Origin of the sequence: Accumulibacter sp., from assembly GCF_029255125.1 — a bacterium.
GTDB lineage: Bacteria > Pseudomonadota > Gammaproteobacteria > Burkholderiales > Rhodocyclaceae > Accumulibacter.
The window spans coordinates 68,404-86,878 of sequence record NZ_JAPUVR010000076.1 but is presented as its reverse complement, the minus strand read 5'-3'; the positions used below and the strand labels follow the sequence as shown (position 1 = coordinate 86,878).

12 protein-coding genes are annotated in these 18,475 nt (G+C 62.3%); 10 read left to right on the top strand and 2 right to left on the bottom strand.

Annotated elements, in window-relative coordinates; genetic code table 11:
- Positions 1–458: 458 nt before the first annotated feature.
- From Q1L59_RS04070 to glmS, 4 genes are all read left to right on the top strand, one after another.
- Positions 459–5,141: a glutamate synthase-related protein gene (locus Q1L59_RS04070; protein ID WP_300328380.1), complete on the top strand. Its 4,683-nt coding sequence runs from the start codon at positions 459–461 to the stop codon at positions 5,139–5,141.
- Between the two features lie 2 nt (positions 5,142–5,143).
- Positions 5,144–6,586: a glutamate synthase subunit beta gene (locus tag Q1L59_RS04065; RefSeq protein WP_300328377.1), complete on the top strand. Its 1,443-nt coding sequence runs from the start codon at positions 5,144–5,146 to the stop codon at positions 6,584–6,586.
- A gap of 232 nt (positions 6,587–6,818) precedes the next feature.
- Positions 6,819–8,177, top strand: a complete 1,359-nt coding sequence (glmU, locus tag Q1L59_RS04060) for a bifunctional UDP-N-acetylglucosamine diphosphorylase/glucosamine-1-phosphate N-acetyltransferase GlmU (RefSeq protein WP_300328374.1) — start codon at positions 6,819–6,821, stop codon at positions 8,175–8,177.
- Positions 8,178–8,184: 7 nt separating this feature from the next.
- Entirely contained in the window at positions 8,185–10,014 is a 1,830-nt protein-coding gene (gene glmS / locus Q1L59_RS04055) for a glutamine--fructose-6-phosphate transaminase (isomerizing) (protein ID WP_300328372.1), read from the top strand.
- Between the two features lie 239 nt (positions 10,015–10,253).
- Here the strand turns inward: glmS and Q1L59_RS04050 are convergent, their stop codons facing one another.
- A complete protein-coding gene (locus Q1L59_RS04050; protein WP_300328370.1) occupies positions 10,254–11,942 on the bottom strand; it encodes a cation acetate symporter in 1,689 nt (562 codons plus the stop codon).
- On the bottom strand, positions 11,939–12,253 hold the full coding sequence (locus tag Q1L59_RS04045; protein ID WP_300328367.1) for a DUF485 domain-containing protein: 315 nt from the start codon (positions 12,251–12,253) through the stop codon (positions 11,939–11,941). The genes Q1L59_RS04050 and Q1L59_RS04045 overlap by 4 nt, the downstream gene beginning before the upstream one ends.
- 295 nt (positions 12,254–12,548) lie before the next feature.
- Here Q1L59_RS04045 and aroC point away from each other — a divergent pair, with 295 nt between their 5' ends.
- From aroC to asd, 6 genes are all read left to right on the top strand, one after another.
- Entirely contained in the window at positions 12,549–13,664 is a 1,116-nt protein-coding gene (gene aroC, locus Q1L59_RS04040) for a chorismate synthase (RefSeq protein WP_300328364.1), read from the top strand.
- A 72-nt stretch (positions 13,665–13,736) separates the two neighbouring features.
- Positions 13,737–13,994, top strand: coding sequence for a DUF465 domain-containing protein (locus Q1L59_RS04035; protein WP_324588397.1), 258 nt, complete (start codon positions 13,737–13,739; stop codon positions 13,992–13,994).
- 46 nt (positions 13,995–14,040) lie between these two features.
- Positions 14,041–15,231 carry an MFS transporter gene (locus Q1L59_RS04030; RefSeq protein WP_300328361.1) on the top strand — a complete coding sequence of 397 codons (1,191 nt, stop codon included), beginning with the start codon at positions 14,041–14,043 and terminating at the stop codon, positions 15,229–15,231.
- A 22-nt stretch (positions 15,232–15,253) separates the two neighbouring features.
- Complete coding sequence (locus tag Q1L59_RS04025) at positions 15,254–16,093, top strand: M48 family metallopeptidase (RefSeq protein WP_300328358.1); 840 nt, start codon at positions 15,254–15,256, stop codon at positions 16,091–16,093.
- A gap of 84 nt (positions 16,094–16,177) precedes the next feature.
- Entirely contained in the window at positions 16,178–17,242 is a 1,065-nt protein-coding gene (leuB, locus tag Q1L59_RS04020; protein ID WP_300328356.1) for a 3-isopropylmalate dehydrogenase, read from the top strand.
- A 35-nt stretch (positions 17,243–17,277) separates the two neighbouring features.
- Positions 17,278–18,408, top strand: coding sequence for an aspartate-semialdehyde dehydrogenase (gene asd / locus Q1L59_RS04015; protein ID WP_300328353.1), 1,131 nt, complete (start codon positions 17,278–17,280; stop codon positions 18,406–18,408).
- Positions 18,409–18,475: the final 67 nt, after the last annotated feature.

Below are 18,475 nucleotides of genomic sequence, written 5' to 3'. Positions count from 1 at the left end.
CCCTCGTCCGAGCTGCTGCGCTCTCGGTCCCCTACGCTTCTTGCTTGATACGCTTCCCGCTGCGCGCCGGAGCCGTTCAGCCCCGGACAGACCGGCACAGGCTGGAGGCGCACTTTAGCACGGCAAAGGCACTTAGCAGAAGGAGAGCATGCTCGCCCGGGCAGCGACCAGGCGACGAGTACCGAGTAAAAGGGCGGCATATATTTTGCTTGCAGTGTTGGTCAGGCAGCAGGATTCGGGTAATCTTGGTTTCCGGACGCGAATTCGCCCCTTCTCGGAGCACTGGACCTGAATAGACGCACTTTTTTGGTGCGGTGCACCATCTTGAACGCCGTGCCTATTCCGAGTATAGTCGCCAGTCCCGCGAACAGGCTTGGGGGGCAGGCTCGCGGGCGTCGCGCGCGCCTTGCCCGAAAGCGCTTGCCGGGCAAACGTCTTTGTCTTGTGAGGATTTGAGTGTGATCGATTCAGCCATACCCGAGCGGCAGGGGCTTTACGACCCGGCCAACGAACACGACGCCTGCGGTGTCGGTTTTGTAGCGCAAATCCGAGGCAAGAAGAGTCGCTCGATCATCGAGCAGGGACTGCTCATCCTGAAGAACCTGGATCATCGCGGCGCGGTTGGCGCCGACCCCTTGATGGGCGACGGCGCAGGAATTCTCATCCAGATTCCGGACGAACTTTATCGCGCGGAAATGCTTGCCAAAGGGGTCCATCTGCCGCCGGCCGGCGATTACGGCGTGGGCATGGTTTTCCTGCCAAAGGAGTCGGCTTCGCGCCTTGCCTGCCAGGAAGAAATCGAGCGTGCGGTACGCTCCGAAGGCCAGGTGGTTCTCGGTTGGCGCGACGTACCGGTCGACCATGGCCTGCCGATGTCGCCCACCGTGCGTGCGCGCGAACCGGTGATTCGGCAGATCTTCGTCGGGCGCGGCGCCGACGTCATGGTTACCGACGCGCTCGAGCGCAAACTGTATGTCATTCGGCGGCGTGCCGCGAATGCCATCCTGGCGCTGGGCCTGAAGCACGGCAAGGACTTCTATCAACCGTCGATGTCGGCAAGAACCGTCGTCTACAAGGGTCTGCTCCTGGCTGACCAGGTGGGCGCGTACTACACCGACCTGCAGCAGGCGCAGTGCGTTTCTGCGATCGCGCTGGTACACCAGCGCTTTTCGACCAACACCTTCCCGACCTGGCGCCTGGCGCATCCCTACAGGATGATCGCCCACAATGGCGAAATCAACACCCTGCGCGGCAACTACAATTGGATGCGCGCGCGCGAAAAAGGAACCTCTTCGCCCTTGCTCGGACGCGATCTCGAAAAGATCTGGCCGTTGATCTATCCGGGACAGTCGGACTCGGCATGTTTCGACAATGCCCTCGAACTGCTCGTCATGGGCGGCTACTCGCTGGCGCACGCGATGATGATGCTGATTCCGGAAGCCTGGGAGTCGCACACCTTGATGGACGAGGGGCGCAGCGCCTTCTACAAGTACCACGCCGCGATGATCGAGCCTTGGGATGGGCCGGCGGCCGTCGCTTTCACCGATGGGCGGCAGATCGGTGCGACGCTCGACCGTAACGGTCTGCGCCCGGCGCGCTATCTGATCACCGACGATGATCTGGTGGTCATGGCGTCGGAAGCCGGTGTCCTGCCGATTCCCGAGGAGCGAATCGTCAAGAAGTGGCGCTTGCAGCCGGGCAAGATGTTTCTGATCGATCTCGACCAGGGTCGCATCATCGAAGACGCCGAATTGAAGGACACGCTGGCGCGCAGCAAGCCCTATCGGGATTGGCTGAGTCGCATCAACATCAAGCTTGACGACCTGCCGGCGCCGAGAACCGCGCCGATGCGTGCCGACCCCAGCTTGCTGCTCGATCGGCAACAGGCCTTCGGCTATAGCCAGGAGGATCTCAAGTTCATTCTCGATCCGATGGCCACCTCGGGTGAGGAGGCGACCGGCTCGATGGGCAACGATTCGCCTCTCGCCATCCTTTCGCAGCGGAACAAACCGCTGTTCAACTATTTCCGCCAGCTTTTCGCGCAGGTAACCAATCCGCCGATCGATCCGATCCGCGAGCAGATCGTCATGTCGCTCGTCTCGTTCATCGGCCCGAAACCGAACCTGCTCGGAATCAACGATATCAACCCGCCGTATCGTCTGGAGGTCGCGCAGCCCGTCCTCGATTTCGACCAGATGGCCAAGCTTCGCCGCATCGCGAGCTACACGGGAAACAAGTTCCACTCGGCCGAACTCGACATCTGCTACCCGATCGCCTGGGGCAACGAAGGCGTCGAGGCGCGCCTGGCCTCGCTCTGCCACGAGGCCGAGGACCACGTTCTGCTCCGAGGTTCGAGCATTCTGATCATTTCCGATCGTCGGATCGACCGCGAACATGTGGCCATCCCCGTCTTGCTGGCGACCTCGGCAGTCCACCAGCACCTGGTGATGAAGGGCTTGCGTACGCGCGTCGGTCTCGTCGTCGAAACCGGCGCCGCACGTGAGACGCATCACTTCGCGGTCCTCGCCGGCTACGGTGCAGAAGCCGTGCATCCTTACCTGGTGCTCGAAACGATCCAGCAAATGGTTGGCGGCGGCGCCGAGAAGGGCGACAAGGCGATCAAACATTTCATCAAAGGGGTCGGCAAAGGGCTGCTCAAGGTCATGTCCAAGATGGGCATTTCGACCTACATGTCGTACACCGGAGCGCAGATCTTCGAAGCCGTCGGTTTGCAACAGCGCGTCGTCGACAAGTACTTCACCGGAACCTCGACGCAGGTCGAAGGAATTGGCGTCTTCGAGATCATGGAAGAGGCCATTCGTCTGCACAAGCAGGCTTTCAGCGACGACCCGGTGCTCGCCGGCATGCTCGACGCCGGCGGCGAATATGCTTACCGCGTGCGCGGCGAGGAGCACATGTGGACGCCCGAGGCGATTGCCAAACTGCAGCATGCGACACGCAGCGGCCAGTTCGCAACGTATAAGGAGTACGCCCAGATCATCAACGATCAGACGGCGCGTCACATGACCCTGCGCGGCCTGTTCGAGATCAAGCCGGCCGGCCCGCCGGTGCCGCTCGAAGAAGTCGAGCCGGCCAAGGAAATCGTCAAGCGCTTCACCACTGGCGCGATGTCGCTCGGCTCGATCTCGACCGAGGCGCACTCGACGCTGGCGATCGCAATGAATCGCCTGGGCGGCAAATCGAACACCGGCGAAGGCGGCGAAGACCCGGCGCGCTTCAAGGTGCTGCAGGGTGGCGAACTGCTCTCGGATGTGGTCGGCAAGTCGCGCATCGAGCGCGACTACCAACTGCAACCCGGAGACAGTTTGCGCTCGGCGATCAAGCAGGTGGCGTCCGGGCGCTTCGGCGTAACCGCCGAGTACCTGATCAACGCTGACCAGATCCAGATCAAGATGGCGCAGGGCGCGAAGCCCGGCGAGGGCGGCCAGTTGCCGGGCCACAAGGTGTCCGAGTACATCGGCTTCCTGCGCCACTCGGTGCCCGGTGTCGGGCTGATTTCGCCACCGCCGCACCACGACATCTACTCGATCGAAGACCTGGCGCAGCTCATTCATGACCTGAAGAACGTCAACCCGGGCGCGTCGATCAGCGTCAAGCTGGTCTCTGAAGTCGGCGTTGGCACGGTGGCCGCCGGCGTGACGAAAGCCAAGGCCGATCATCTGGTGATCGCCGGCCACGATGGGGGAACCGGGGCCAGTCCGCTGTCCTCGATCAAGCATGCCGGGTCGCCATGGGAACTGGGTCTGGCCGAAACGCAGCAGACGCTGGTGCTCAACCGGCTACGTGGGCGCGTTCGCGTGCAGGTCGATGGCCAGATCAAGACGGGCCGCGACGTTCTGGTCGGCGCCCTGCTCGGCGCTGACGAGTTCGGCTTCGCCACCGCCCCGCTGGTCGTCGAAGGTTGCATCATGATGCGCAAGTGCCACCTGAACACGTGTCCGGTCGGTGTGGCGACGCAGGATCCTGTTCTGCGTCGGCGCTTTTCCGGCCAGCCCGAGCATGTCGTGAATTACTTCTTCTTCGTTGCCGAGGAACTGCGCGAAGCGATGGCGCAGATCGGGATCAGGCGCTTCGACGACCTGGTCGGCCGTTTCGATCTGCTGGAAATGAAGAAGGGAATCGCGCATTGGAAAGCGCGCGGCCTGGATTACAGCCGAATCTTCCGGCGTCCGCCAAACGCCGCCGATGTCCCGGTTTTTCACTGCGAAGAGCAGGAGCACGGCCTGGCCGGTGCGCTTGATCGGCAACTGATCGCGGCTGCCCAGGTCGCGCTCGAACAAGGCGAGAAGGTCAGCCTGGAACTGCCGCTGCGCAACGTCAACCGCACCGTTGGCGCAATGCTTTCCGGCCAGGTGGCAAAGCGCTACGGGCACGCCGGACTGCCCGATGGAACCATCGAGGTTCGTTTCAAGGGTACGGCTGGGCAGGCTTTCGGCGCCTTTCTCGCGCACGGAATCAGCTTCGACCTGATTGGCGAGGCAAATGACTACGTTGGCAAAGGCCTGTCTGGCGGGCAGATCATCGTCCGCCCGAACCATGGTTTTCGTGGCGAGACACCGAGCAACATCATCATCGGCAACACCGTTCTTTACGGCGCAATCGAGGGTGAGGCCTTCTTCGCAGGGGTCGCCGGCGAGCGCTTTGCCGTGCGCAACTCGGGTGCGACGGCGGTTGTCGAGGGCGTCGGCGATCACGGCTGCGAGTACATGACGGGCGGCACGGTTGTCGTCATCGGGCAGACTGGTCGCAACTTTGCGGCCGGGATGTCGGGCGGCGTGGCCTATGTCCTCGACGAGGAGGGAAGCTTCGCCTCGCGCTGCAACATGGCACAGGTCTCGCTCGAACCGATTGCCGAAGAATTCGCGGCGCGTAAGGACAGCGACGCTGGTGAAGATCTCGAGGGGCTCGGCCGGGTCGATCTGCGCCATCTTGGCCTGAGCGACGAGGCGCTGCTCAAGGGATTGATTGAACGGCACTACGGCCTTACCGGCAGTCGCCAGGCCAGGCGTTTGCTGTCCGAGTGGGAGCGCTACCGCGCGCGCTTCGTCAAGGTCATGCCGCACGAGTACAGACGCGTGCTCAAGGAAATGGCAGCGAAAAAGCAACTGGAGGCAGCATAGTCATGGGAAAGCCCACCGGATTCATCGAGTACCAACGTTTGGCGGAAGCTGCCGAGCCGAGTCAATCGCGACTGAAGCACTACCGGGAGTTCGTGCACGTACTGAACGATGAACAGGCGCGCATGCAGGGTGCGCGTTGCATGGACTGCGGAATCCCCTTCTGTAGTAACTCCTGCCCGGTCAACAACATCATTCCAGACTGGAACGATCTGGTTTATCGCGGCAATTGGGAGCAGGCACTGGCGGTTCTGCACTCGACCAACAACTTTCCCGACTTCACCGGCCGCATTTGTCCAGCACCGTGTGAAGCAGCCTGCACGCTGAACATCAACACCGACGCTGTTGGCATCAAGTCGATCGAGCACGCGATTATCGACAAGGGCTGGGAAAAAGGCTGGATCCGCCCGCAGTTGGCAAAGTCGAAAACTGGCAAGAAGGTGGCAATCGTCGGCTCCGGACCGGCTGGCTTGGCGGCAGCCCAGCAACTGGCGCGCGTCGGCCATACGGTGGTGGTCTTCGAAAAGAACGATCGCATTGGCGGCCTGCTGCGCTACGGGATTCCCGATTTCAAGCTCGAGAAGTCGCTGATCGACCTGCGCATACGGCAGATGGAGGCGGAAGGCGTCGCGTTCCGTGTCAACCAGACAGTGGGTGGGAGTGGACCCGGTGCGCTGCCGGTCGCCACGCTGCTCGCCGAATTCGATGCGCTGGTCCTCGCTGGCGGCGCCGAGGCACCACGCGACCTGCCCGTACCCGGGCGCGACCTCGCCGGAGTGCATTTCGCGATGGACTTCCTGCCGCAACAGAACAAGGTGAATGCCGGCGACCGCCTCAGTGGACAGATCCGGGCGACCGGCAAGCGGGTCGTGGTCATCGGCGGTGGCGATACCGGTTCGGATTGTGTCGGCACGAGCAACCGCCAGGGAGCCGCTTCGGTCGTCCAGTTCGAGCTGATGCCGCAGCCCCCGGAGCAGGAAGACAAGAGCCTGACCTGGCCGTATTGGCCGTTGAAGCTGCGCACCTCGTCTTCGCACGAAGAGGGCTGCGTGCGCGACTTCGCGGTTGCGACGCGGGAATTCATCGGCAAGGAAGGCAAGCTCACCGGTGTGCGTGTCGTGCGCGTCGATTGGCGTGACGGCAGAATGAGCGAGGTCGCCGGCAGCCAGTTCGAGCTCGCGGCTGACCTGGTGTTACTCGCCATGGGCTTTGTCTCGCCGGTCCACCACGGCTTGCTCGAACAAATCGGAGTCGAGCTCGATACGCGCGGCAACGTCAAGGCGACAAGCGAGGGAGTCGGTTGTTACGCGACGAACATCGCCAAGGTTTTTACTGCCGGCGACATGCGACGTGGACAATCCTTGGTGGTTTGGGCGATTCGGGAAGGCCGGCAATGCGCACGTGAAGTCGATGCTTTCCTGATGGGCAGTTCGACCTTGCCACGGTGAGCACGCCGGCGATGCACCAGGTGCACACTTGATACAATGGCGATCGTGATATTGTTCCTGATGTCGGCACGGCGTTGTGGAACAATTCCTGCATGCGAACGGATGTCCTGTCTACCGCGGTGCTGCGGACCCGCTCCGGCGGAACCCGCGCTGCCACCAGCCCGGCCGGGAGTCGCGCTCCACGCGTGCGGGTAGACGTCGAAATAACTTCCTGAGCAACTACGACCAGCCCATGAATATCGTCATCCTCGCTGCCGGCCAGGGCAAGCGCATGCATTCGAATCTGCCCAAGGTGCTGCATCCGCTGGCCGGCAAGCCTTTGGTCCAGCACGTCATCGAAACGGCACGCCGGCTGGCGCCGGAGACGCTATGTCTCGTCTATGGACACGGGGGCGATGTCGTGCGCGCGGCGCTGGATGCGCCTGACTTGACCTGGGTCCTGCAGGACCCACAGCTCGGTACTGGACACGCAGTGATGCAAGCAGCACCGCATCTGGCACCGGGTGGAACAACACTGATTCTCTACGGCGACGTACCGCTGACTCAGGTCGACACGCTGCAGCGACTCGTACACGCAGCACGCAACGCCCTGGCCATTTTGGCCGTCGAACTGCCTGACCCTACCGGCTATGGGCGCATCGTCCGCGACGCCGCGGGCGCCGTTCAGCGAATCGTCGAAGACAAGGATGCCAGCGTCGTGGAGCGCGCGATTCACGAGGTAAACACGGGAATCATCGCGCTCCCGACCGAACGCCTGGTTGGCTGGCTCGCCCGGCTGTCGAACGACAATGCGCAGCGGGAATACTATCTCACCGACATCGTCGGTATGGCATTAGCGGCAGCGTTGCCGATCACCACCACGCAGCCACAAGGCGAGTGGGAAGTCATTGGGGTCAACAGCAAGGTGCAGCTCGCCCAACTCGAGCGCATCGCTCAGCGCCGGAATGCCGAGAGCCTGATGGAACGTGGTGTTCGCCTGGCCGACCCGGCGCGCATCGATGTGCGCGGGGAACTGATCTGTGGGCGCGACGTTTTCATCGATGTCAACTGCGTCTTCGAAGGCCGAGTGGTCCTTGACGAAGCCGTCGAGGTGGGCCCGGCCTGCGTTCTCAAGAATGCACAGGTCGGCGCCGGTGCGCGGGTGGCCGCTTTCAGTCACATCGAGGATGCGCTCATCGGACCGGACGCCGTGGTCGGTCCGTATGCCCGGCTGCGGCCGGGAACCGAGCTGGCTGTCGGCGCGCATGTCGGCAATTTCGTCGAACTGAAGAATACGAAACTCGGCGCACAATCGAAGGCCAATCACCTGGCTTACGTCGGCGACGCGGTCGTCGGCAGCCGGGTCAACATTGGCGCCGGAACGATCACCTGTAATTATGACGGCGCCAACAAGTTCAAGACGCTGATCGAGGACGACGCTTTCATTGGTTCCGATACGCAACTGGTCGCTCCCGTAACCGTTGGCCGCGGCGCGACCCTCGGTGCGGGTACGACCCTGACCAAGGACGCTCCGCCGGATACGCTAACGCTCTCGCGTGTTCGGCAGGTTTCCCTCCCGGGCTGGCAACGGCCCAAAAAAGCTAAAAAGTGACCTGACCATGTGTGGTATCGTCGCCGCGGTTGCCGACCGCAATGTTGTCCCCATCCTTCTCGAAGGCCTGCGCAAGCTGGAGTATCGCGGCTACGATTCGGCTGGCCTGGCCCTGATCAACGAAGGTGGTCTGCATCGTTTGCGCTCGGTTGGACGCGTTGCCGAGCTGACTGCCCAGGTTGAAGCGTCGCAGGCTGCCGGTAACACCGGCATTGCCCACACACGCTGGGCGACGCATGGCGTTCCCTGCGAGCGCAACGCTCACCCGCATGTTTCGCATGGGCTGGCCGTCGTCCACAATGGCATCATCGAAAACCACGAGCCCTTGCGAGCGTATCTGAAGGGCGAAGGCTACACCTTTGACTCTGATACCGATACCGAGGTCGTCGCGCATCTGGTGTCGCACGAACTCAAGACCGCGCCCGACTTGCTGACTGCCGTTCGTCAGGCGGTCGCCCAACTCCAGGGAGCGTATGCCATCGCAGTTCTGCGCGAAAGTGATCCCGAGCGTGTCGTCGTGGCGCGCGAGGGTGCGCCGCTCTTGCTTGGTCTGACCGACGACGCGTGCTACGCAGCGTCTGACGCTTCGGCGCTGGTGCAGGTCACGCGGCGCATGGTGTACCTGGAAAACGGCGACTGTGCCGAGTTGTTGCGTAGTCACTACACGATCGCACGAGTCGATGGCACGCCGGTTGACCGGCCGGAAACCGAATCGCACCTGTCGGCCGACGCGATCGAGCTGGGGCATTACCGGCATTTCATGCAGAAGGAGATCTTCGAGCAGCCGGTGGCCCTGGCGAATACACTCGAAATGCTTGGCGCCGCGCGCAGCATTCAAGCGGGGCTATTCGGTGCCGAGAGCGAAGCCCTGCTCAAGGATGTCGGACAGGTGCTGATCATCGCCTGTGGCACGAGCTATCACGCCGGTCTGGTCGCACGCTACTGGCTTGAAGCGATTGCCGGAATACCGTGTGCGGTGGAAGTGGCGAGTGAGTACCGCTATCGCGAATCGGTTCCCGACCCGCGCACCCTGGTCGTGACCATTTCGCAGTCCGGCGAAACCGCCGACACGCTGGCTGCCCTGCAGCATGCCAAAGCGCTCGGCATGTCGCGCACGCTGTGCATCTGCAATGTTCCCGAGTCCTCGCTGGTGCGGGAAAACGCCCTGCGCTTCATCACCCGTGCCGGCCCGGAGATCGGCGTGGCCTCGACCAAAGCTTTTACCACGCAGCTTGCCGCGCTCTACCTGCTGACGCTGGTGCTGGCCAAGCTACGCTCGCGTCTTGGGCCGGAAGCCGAAGCCGCCGAGTTGCACGCCGTTCGCCACCTGCCAATGGCGGTCGCCAGCGCGCTCGAACTTGAGCCGGAGATTCGCGTTTGGTCGGAACGCTTTTCGATGAAGCAACACGCGCTCTTCCTTGGCCGTGGCCGGCATTATCCGATTGCGCTCGAGGGCGCGCTGAAGCTGAAGGAGATCTCCTACATTCACGCCGAGGCGTATCCAGCCGGCGAACTGAAGCATGGACCACTCGCCCTGGTCGATCGTGAGATGCCGGTGATCGCCGTCGCACCAAACGATGTCTTGCTCGAAAAGCTGAAGTCGAACCTGCAGGAAGTCCGCGCGCGTGGTGGCGAACTGTATGTCTTTGCCGATGCCGACAGCGAGATGAAGGAATCCGACGGCGTGCATGTCCTGCATCTGCCCGAGCACTACGGCGCCCTGTCGCCGCTGCTGCACGTGGTGCCACTGCAGTTGCTGGCCTATCACGTTGCGCTGGTGCGCGGGACTGACGTTGACAAACCGCGTAACCTGGCCAAGTCGGTGACCGTCGAGTAGCGCCAAGCGGGTTCTGCTGATCCGCGCGGCGAGGACCGCCCGCCGACAAGCCTTCCCTTCAATAGACGGACTGCACAAAGAAACGGCTCGGGGGTTATACCCCGAGCCGTTGTGTTGTCCAGCGTGCCGATAGCGGCTACGTATCCCCGGTGTGAGTCACTTGGGCCAGTCGACGCTCATCGGGTGGGATGCCGCAACCATTGCGCACGCCGTCCAACAGCAAGATCTCTCCGCTTCGCTCAGTGACCCGAGGCAGAAGCCGCACCGACGCCGGTTTCCGAGCGAACCCGCTGAGCTGGATAAAGCGACCGTTCGAGCTGCGCCTGCTTGCTGTTATCCATCTTCGAGACGATGTAGATGACCACGAAGGCAGCGGTCATCGAGAAGATTGCGGGTGACGAATACGGGAACCACGCACTTCCTTTCGGATTCTTCAGGACCGCTTCCCACACCGACGCCGAGAGAATGGTCAGAACGACCGAGCTGACCAGCCCGACGATGCCGCCGGCGACCGCGCCCTTGGTCGTGCAGTCTTTCCACAAGACCGACATGAACAGAATCGGGAAGTTCGCCGAACACGCGATGACGAAGGCCAGCATCACCATGTAGGCGACGTTTTCCTTCTCGAAAGCGATGCCGAGGAAGACCGCGACGATGCCTAGGCAGATGGTGGTGATCCGCGACACGCGCAGTTCCGAAGCGGAATCGGCGTTGCCGTGCTTGAGCACCGTTGCATAGAGGTCGTGCGAGACGGCTGAGGCACCCGAGAGCGTCAGGCCGGCAACGACGGCGAGAATCGTCGCGAAGGCGACGGCCGAGATGAAGCCGAGGAACAAGTTGCCACCGACGGCGTTCGACAGGTGTACAGCGGCCATGTTGCCGCCGCCCTTCAGACCCTTGGCGAGATCGCCATCAACGTAGTACAGCTCGGGCGATTGGGTGAGCATGACGATGGCGCCGAAGCCGATGATGAAGGTAAGAATGTAGAAGTAGCCGATCCAGGTCGTCGCCCAGCCAACCGACTTGCGCGCCTCTTTGGCGCTCGGCACGGTGAAGAAGCGCATCAGGATGTGTGGCAGGCCGGCGGTACCGAACATCAGCGCCATTCCCACGGAAATGGCCGATACGGGGTCCTTGATCAGCACGCCAGGCGACATGATGGCATCGTGTTTGGAATGGATCTCGACCGCCTTGGCAAACAGCGCCTCGGGGTTGAAGCCGAACTTCCAGAGCACGGCGAGGGCCATGAACGTCGCACCGGTGAGCAGCATGATTGCTTTGATGATCTGCACCCAGGTCGTCGCGGTCATACCACCGAAGAGCACGTAGCACATCATCAGCACGCCGACGATGATCACCGCCACCGTATACTCCAGACCAAAGAGGACTTTGATCAACTGACCGGCGCCGACCATCTGGGCAATCATGTAGAACGCGACGACGACCAGCGAACCGGTCGCTGCGAAGGTGCGCATCGGGGTTTGCGCAAAGCGGTACGCGGCGACGTCGGCAAAGGTGAACTTTCCGAGGTTGCGCAGGCGTTCGGCCATCAGGAAGGTGATCACCGGCCAGCCGACCAGCCAGCCGATCGAGAAGATCAGGCCGTCAAAGCCGTTGGCGAAAACCAGGCCGGAAATTCCAAGGAACGATGCGGCCGACATGTAGTCGCCGGCAATCGCCAAGCCGTTCTGGAAACCGGTGATTCCGCCACCGGCCGTGTAGAAGTCGGCTGCCGTCTTGGTGCGCGCCGCCGCCCACTTGGTGATGCCGAGCGTAATCGCAACGAAGACGACGAACATGGCAATCGCCACCCAGTTGGTGGCTTGCTTGGTGGTGTTGCCGAGGTCGGCGCCAGCCGCCAGGACGCCACCCGTGGCGAGCAGACCAGCCGTAGCGAAGAGGATTTTGCGGGTCGATTGGCTGATCATTTCTTGTTCGCCTCCTTGAGAATTTGGGCATTGAGATCGTCGAATTCCGTGTTGGCGCGCCGAATGTAGATGTTGGTCAGGATGATGGTGAACACGATGACCCCAACCCCGAGCGGAATCCCGATGGAAGTCACCATTCCGGGTGCGAGCTTGGTGGCCAGCCATTCCTTGTTGAAAGCAATCAGCAGAATATAGCCGTAGTAGGCGAAGATCATCAGGATGGACATGATGATGCCGTATGAATTGCGCTTCTGCACGAACTGGTGAAACTTCGGATTGGACTCAATCCGCGCAACGATGTCGTCGTTCACTTTGTTTTTCCTCCTCCAAAAGGGACTGTTGTCGAGTCACTTGCCATGACTGGCGCCCGATCATAATCAGCAATACTTACTTCGGGCTTACGGCAAAGCACGAAGCGGAGAACCAGCAAGGTCTTGCTGGCGAGGGCTAGGCGGACGCTGAACGCTGGCGCCGCGCGTCTACGGATCGTTCCCCCGAGGCCGACCCGGCTGGCGATGACGGGTGGCGAGCGTCTGCTCGCCACCCCTGTGGTAGACTGCCCGCCGGCATGCGCAACCCGGCAGTTACAACTTCGATGAGGCAGTTATGTCCGGCAACACGATCGGCACCCTGTTTTGCGTGACATCGTTTGGTGAGTCGCACGGACCGGCGATCGGCTGCGTTGTGGACGGGTGTCCGCCTGGTCTGCCGATCAGTGCGGCGGACATCCAGGCCGATCTCGACCGGCGTCGGCCTGGAACTTCGCGCCATGTGACGCAGCGGCGCGAGCCGGATCAGGTCGAGATCCTTTCCGGTGTATTCGCCGGCAAGACAACGGGAACGCCGATCGCCCTGCTGATTCGCAACCAGGACCAACGCAGCAAGGATTATGCCGAGATCGCGACGACTTTCCGGCCCGGTCATGCGGACTACGTTTACCTGCAGAAGTACGGCCTGCGCGATCCCCGTGGCGGCGGACGTTCTTCGGCGCGCGAAACCGCCGTACGCGTGGCCGCCGGAGCGATTGCCCGCAAGTGGTTGGCCGTGCGCCATGGGGTGGAGATCTGCGGTTGGCTGAGTCGCCTGGGGCCGATCGAAATCCCGTTCGTCGCACGCGAAGAGATTGCCAGCAATCCCTTCTTCGCGCCGAACGCCGAGATCGTCCCGCAACTTGCAGACTATATGGATCAGTTGCGCAAGGCGGGTGATTCGGTCGGAGCACTGGTCACGGTGAGCGCCAGCGGCGTCCCACCTGGTTGGGGACAACCTGTTTATGATCGGCTCGATGCACAGATCGCCTACGCGATGATGAGCATCAATGCAGTAAAGGGAGTCGAGATCGGCGCCGGTTTCGCCAGCGTGCAGCAAAAAGGCAGCGAGCACGGCGACGAGATGACACCGCAGGGTTTTCTGTCCAATCATGCGGGCGGCGTGCTCGGCGGCATATCGAGCGGACAGGAGATCCTCGTCAAGCTGGCGGTCAAGCCAACCTCGAGCATTCGCTTGCCACGTCGGTCGATAGACATCGACGGACAGCCGACGATCGTCGAAACGCACGGTCGACACGATCCCTGCGTCGGCCTGCGCGCGACCCCGGTTGCCGAGGCGATGCTGGCGCTCGTCCTGATCGATCTCGCCCTGCGCCATCGCGCCCAGTGTGGTGACGTCCGCTGCCTTACCCCACAGCTTGCCGGACGCGTTCCGGCCACCCCGGGCAAGTGACGACCGGCGGCTGTAGCCAGTATAATCGCGCCGTCTGGTCGCGCATCGGGCCGGCCGGAGTCTCCTGAGGCTATGATCATGCAAGTTGAGCACCACGACCTTCATCTTGACTTCCCCGAGTATGTTGACTCGATCCACGCGCTCAAGGCATCAAGCGAGAAATTCGGCAACTTGTACGACGAATACCATCAGGTGACCAGGGAAGTCGAACGGCTCGAGGAGGATGATGTCCCGGTGGACGATTTCGCGTTCGAGAATCTGAAGAAGCAGCGCGTCCGGCTCAAGGACCAGATGTACCGCATGCTCGTTGCCCACAAGAGCGGCGACTGAGCCGGCGCGTGTCGGCACGCGGGCAGGCGTCCGCTAGAAGCGCCTGATGCAACCTTTGCCCTATTGGCGGCTGTCGGGCTACTACTTTTTTCACTTTGCCTGCATCGGTGCTTTCTCACCGTATTTCGGGCTGTACCTGGAGTCGCTTGCCTTTTCCGCCTGGGACATCGGCCTGTTGATGTCGCAGCTCCCGTTGATGCGCCTGCTTGCACCGTACCTGTGGGGGGCGCTGGCCGATCGACTGGTACACCGACTACCGGCCGTGCGCCTGGCCGCAGCGCTCGGTCTGATAAGCTTCTCGGCGTTTTTCCTCGCGCGCTCCTTCGCCGCCATGCTGATGGCGATGGCGCTGTTTGCTTTCTTCTGGAGCGCCGCTCTCCCCTTGGTGGAGACCGTGACCTTTGCCCATCTGCGCGACAATCCGGGGCGCTACAGCCGGATCCGTGTGTGGGGATCGATCGGCTTCATTGTTGCGGTCATGGCAACCGGAGCGTTGCTCGATGGAAGCGGTCTGCCGCGCCTGCTCTGGGTGATCTTTGCGCTACTCAGCAGCACCCTGCTGTGCGCGGTCCTGGTACCCGAGCCGGTCGAGCTTGCTGCCGGTGCAGCTCAGGCGCAGGCCATCGTAGACATTCTCCGCCAGCCGCGCGTGCGCGCCCTGTTTGCTGCCTGCTTTGCCATGTCGGCGGCACACGGCGCGCTTTACGTTTTCTACTCCATACACCTCGCCAGCCATCAGTACAGCACACTGTCGGTTGGCAGTCTGTGGTCGCTCGGCGTACTCGCCGAGATTGCTGTTTTCTTCTTCATGATCGACTTGCTACGCCGCTATGGCTTGCGTACCATTCTTCTCGTCTGCTTCGCCGCAGCCGCCATCCGCTTCCTGGTCATCGGCTGGTGCGTCGACCACTGGCCTTTGATTCTCCTCGCCCAACTGTTGCACGGGCTGACCTTTGGTGCCTACCACGCAGCCGCCATTGCCGCGGTGAATCGCTGGTTTCCAGGAAACTGCCAGGCGCGCGGGCAGGCTTTGTACTCGAGCGTTTCTTTTGGCGCCGGTGGCCTGCTCGGCGGGCTGCTCAGCGGGTGGTCGTGGGAACGCCTCGGCGCGGGGCCGACCTATACACTCAGCGCGAGTTTCGCCCTGGTCGGTCTGCTTTTCGTCGCACGCTGGATCCCGCCCAGCGATCTGGTCGAGGTCGACGCCGGGCACACTCGGCGCGTCGCCAGAAGTTGACACTGATTGGGAGGAAAAAGCCATGAAGATTGGTCTCTTGCGCGCCTGCTGCCTGGCCGCGCTGCTCGTCGGCCTGACTGCCGGCTGTGCGACGACCCGAACGACGTCCGCCGGAACAGTCGGTGTCCAACGCGGACAAACCATGCTCGTCTCATCGGGCGAGATCAATCGCTCGGCCGCCAAAGCCTACCAGGAGGCCATGCGCGAGGCGCATGCCAAGAATCGCCTCAATCGCAACCCCCAACAGTTCGAGCGCGTGCGCCAGGTTGCCCAGCGGCTGATTCCGATGACCGCGGCTTTCCGCGGCGACGCGACAGCCTGGCCCTGGGAGGTCAATGTGATCACTTCTTCCGAGTTGAACGCGTGGTGCATGCCGGGCGGCAAAATGGCCGTCTACACCGGCCTGCTCGAACAACTGCAGCTGACCGACGATGAACTTGCCGGCGTGATGGGACACGAGATCGCGCACGCCTTGCGCGAGCATGGGCGTGAGAAGGCGAGCCGGGCGGCTGGCGTAGGTGCGGCGGCCAGCATTGGCGGAGCCTTGATCGGGGCTTACTTCGGCATCGACTCCGGGCTCGGCCAAAGCGTCATCGGGACCTTGGGCGATCTGGCGTATATGCGACCGAACTCGCGCGAGATGGAACAGGAAGCGGATCGCATCGGTGTCGAACTCGCCGCACGCGCCGGCTACGATCCATTTGCCGCGATTGCCCTATGGGAAAAGATGGGCCGCACCGTCCGCGGCCAGCCGCCGCAGTGGTTGTCTACGCATCCGTCGCACGAGTCGCGCATCGCCGACCTGCGGGTTTATGCCGAGCGCGTATATCCCCTGTATGCCGGTGCGCGGCGTGCGCGTTAGGCGCGAGCGAGGCTGGCGAGGCGCCGGCGGCATCTGACGAGACGCCAGTGCTGTGACATAATCGCGTGATTTGAGGAAATGCGAATGAAAATCTGTATTCTTCCTGGCGACGGCATTGGGCCGGAAATCATGGCCGAAGCGGTGCGAGTGCTGCGCACGCTTGACCTGGGTTTCGAAATGGAAGAGGGCCTGCTCGGCGGTTGCGCGGTCGATGCGACCGGCGATCCTTACCCGCTGGCCACGCAACAGCTTGCGCAAGACGCCGATGCGGTCCTGCTCGGCGCGGTTGGCGGTCCGCAATGGGACCGATTGGCGCGCGAGCTGCGCCCGGAAAGAGGGTTGTTGGGGATCCGCAAGCATCTCGGCCTGTTCGCCAACCTGCGCCCGGCAATTCTCTATCCCGAGTTGGCGAATGCCTCGACGCTGAAAAGCGAAGTCGTCGCCGGACTGGATATCCTGATCGTGCGTGAGCTGACCGGCGACATCTATTTCGGCCAACCGCGTGGCATCGAGGTGCGCGAACTGGCTGGCCGGCAAGAGAGGGTCGGCTTCAACACGATGCACTACAGCGAGAGCGAAATTCGCCGCATCGTCCGCGTCGCCTTCGAGGCGGCGCGCCAACGTCGGAGAAAGTTGTGTTCGGTCGATAAGATGAACGTGCTCGAAACCACCCAGTTGTGGCGCGACGTTGCCGAAGAAACGGCGAATGAATACCCCGATGTCGAGCTGAGTCACATGCTGGTCGACAACGCCGCGATGCAACTGGTCAGAAACCCGAAGCAATTCGATGTTATCGTCACTGGCAACATGTTCGGTGACATCCTGTCGGACGAGGCTTCGATGCTCACCGGCTCGATCGGCATGCTGCCTTCCGCGTCGCTCGACGCCAATCGGAAGGGGCTCTACGAACCCTGCCACGGCTCGGCGCCCGATATTGCTGGCCAGGGCGTGGCGAATCCACTGGCGACGATTCTCTCGGCTGCGATGATGCTGCGTTATACGTTTGCGCTGGAGTCGTCGGCCCAGCGCGTCGAGCAGGCCGTGAAAACCGTTCTGGCGCAAGGTTACCGCACGGCGGATATCCATGAGCCAGGCATGCGCAAGGTGGGCACGCGGGAGATGGGCGATGCGGTTCTCGCCGCCCTGTGAATCGGACAAGAATGGAATGGCAGAGGAGCAAGTCGGTGAATAGAGTGGGTCTGGTGGGCTGGCGTGGCATGGTGGGATCGGTGCTCGTGCAGCGCATGCTTGAAGAGGGTGATTTTCAACATATCGAGCCGCGGTATTTCTCGACCTCGGCGGTGGGCGAAGCTGCCCCGGTGATCGCCGGCAAGGACGCGGGCAAGCTGCATGATGCGCTGTCGCTGGCCGACCTCGCGCCGATGGACATCATCGTGACCTGTCAGGGCGGCGACTACACTCGCGAGATCTTTCCCCGTTTGCGCGCCGCCGGATGGCAGGGCCACTGGATCGATGCGGCGTCCACACTGCGCATGCAGGACGACGCGGTGATCATCCTTGACCCGGTCAATCGCCACGTGATCGACGCCGCGTTGGCCAACGGCGGGCGCAACTGGATCGGCGGAAACTGCACGGTCTCCTTGATGCTGATGGGCCTGAGCGGCCTGTTTCGCCACGACCTCGTCGAATGGGTCAGTGCGATGACTTACCAGGCGGCGTCCGGTGCCGGGGCGCAAAACATGCGCGAGTTGCTGCTCCAGATGGGCGCCTTGCACGCCGCGGTCGAAGCCGAGCTGGCGCAACCCGCTTCGGCAATTCTCGAGATCGACCGCAAGGTGGCCGAAACGATGCGCTCGCCGGCTTTTCCGACGAAGAATTTCCGTCACGTGCCGCTCGCCGGCAGCCTTATTCCATGGGTCGACGTGCCGGTCGACGGTGGCCAGTCGAAAGAGGAATGGAAAGGCGGTGCCGAGTGCAACAAGATCCTCGGGCGCCCTGCTTTTCGCACCGCTGGCAGCATACCCGTGGACGGCCTGTGTGTCCGCATTGGGGCGATGCGTTGCCATGCGCAAGGATTGACCATCAAGTTACGCCGCGACGTTCCGTTGGACGAGGTTGAGGAGATCGTTGCGCAAGGCAATGCCTGGGTGAAAGTTGTCGCCAACGAACGCGAGCTTAGTGAGCGCGAACTGACGCCAGCAGCCGTTACCGGAACACTCAGCATACCGGTGGGCCGGCTGCACAAGTTGGCCATGGGACCAGAGTATTTGGCGGCGTTCACAGTCGGTGACCAGCTCTTGTGGGGGGCGGCCGAACCGCTCCGTCGCATGCTTCGGATACTGATTGATAACTAGTTGAAAAAATGTAATAAGTATTTTTCGAGCAAGGATGCTCAGAAATTCACCGGTGGCAGGTCGGCAG

Coding starts and splice junctions, on each gene's coding strand:
- Q1L59_RS04065 (WP_300328377.1), top strand. CDS start 5,144: ATGGGAAAGCCCACCGGATTCATCGAGTACCAACGTTTGGCGGAAGCT.
- glmU (WP_300328374.1), top strand. CDS start 6,819: ATGAATATCGTCATCCTCGCTGCCGGCCAGGGCAAGCGCATGCATTCG.
- glmS (WP_300328372.1), top strand. CDS start 8,185: ATGTGTGGTATCGTCGCCGCGGTTGCCGACCGCAATGTTGTCCCCATC.
- Q1L59_RS04050 (WP_300328370.1), bottom strand. CDS start 11,942: ATGATCAGCCAATCGACCCGCAAAATCCTCTTCGCTACGGCTGGTCTG.
- aroC (WP_300328364.1), top strand. CDS start 12,549: ATGTCCGGCAACACGATCGGCACCCTGTTTTGCGTGACATCGTTTGGT.
- Q1L59_RS04035 (WP_324588397.1), top strand. CDS start 13,737: ATGATCATGCAAGTTGAGCACCACGACCTTCATCTTGACTTCCCCGAG.
- Q1L59_RS04030 (WP_300328361.1), top strand. CDS start 14,041: ATGCAACCTTTGCCCTATTGGCGGCTGTCGGGCTACTACTTTTTTCAC.
- Q1L59_RS04025 (WP_300328358.1), top strand. CDS start 15,254: ATGAAGATTGGTCTCTTGCGCGCCTGCTGCCTGGCCGCGCTGCTCGTC.
- leuB (WP_300328356.1), top strand. CDS start 16,178: ATGAAAATCTGTATTCTTCCTGGCGACGGCATTGGGCCGGAAATCATG.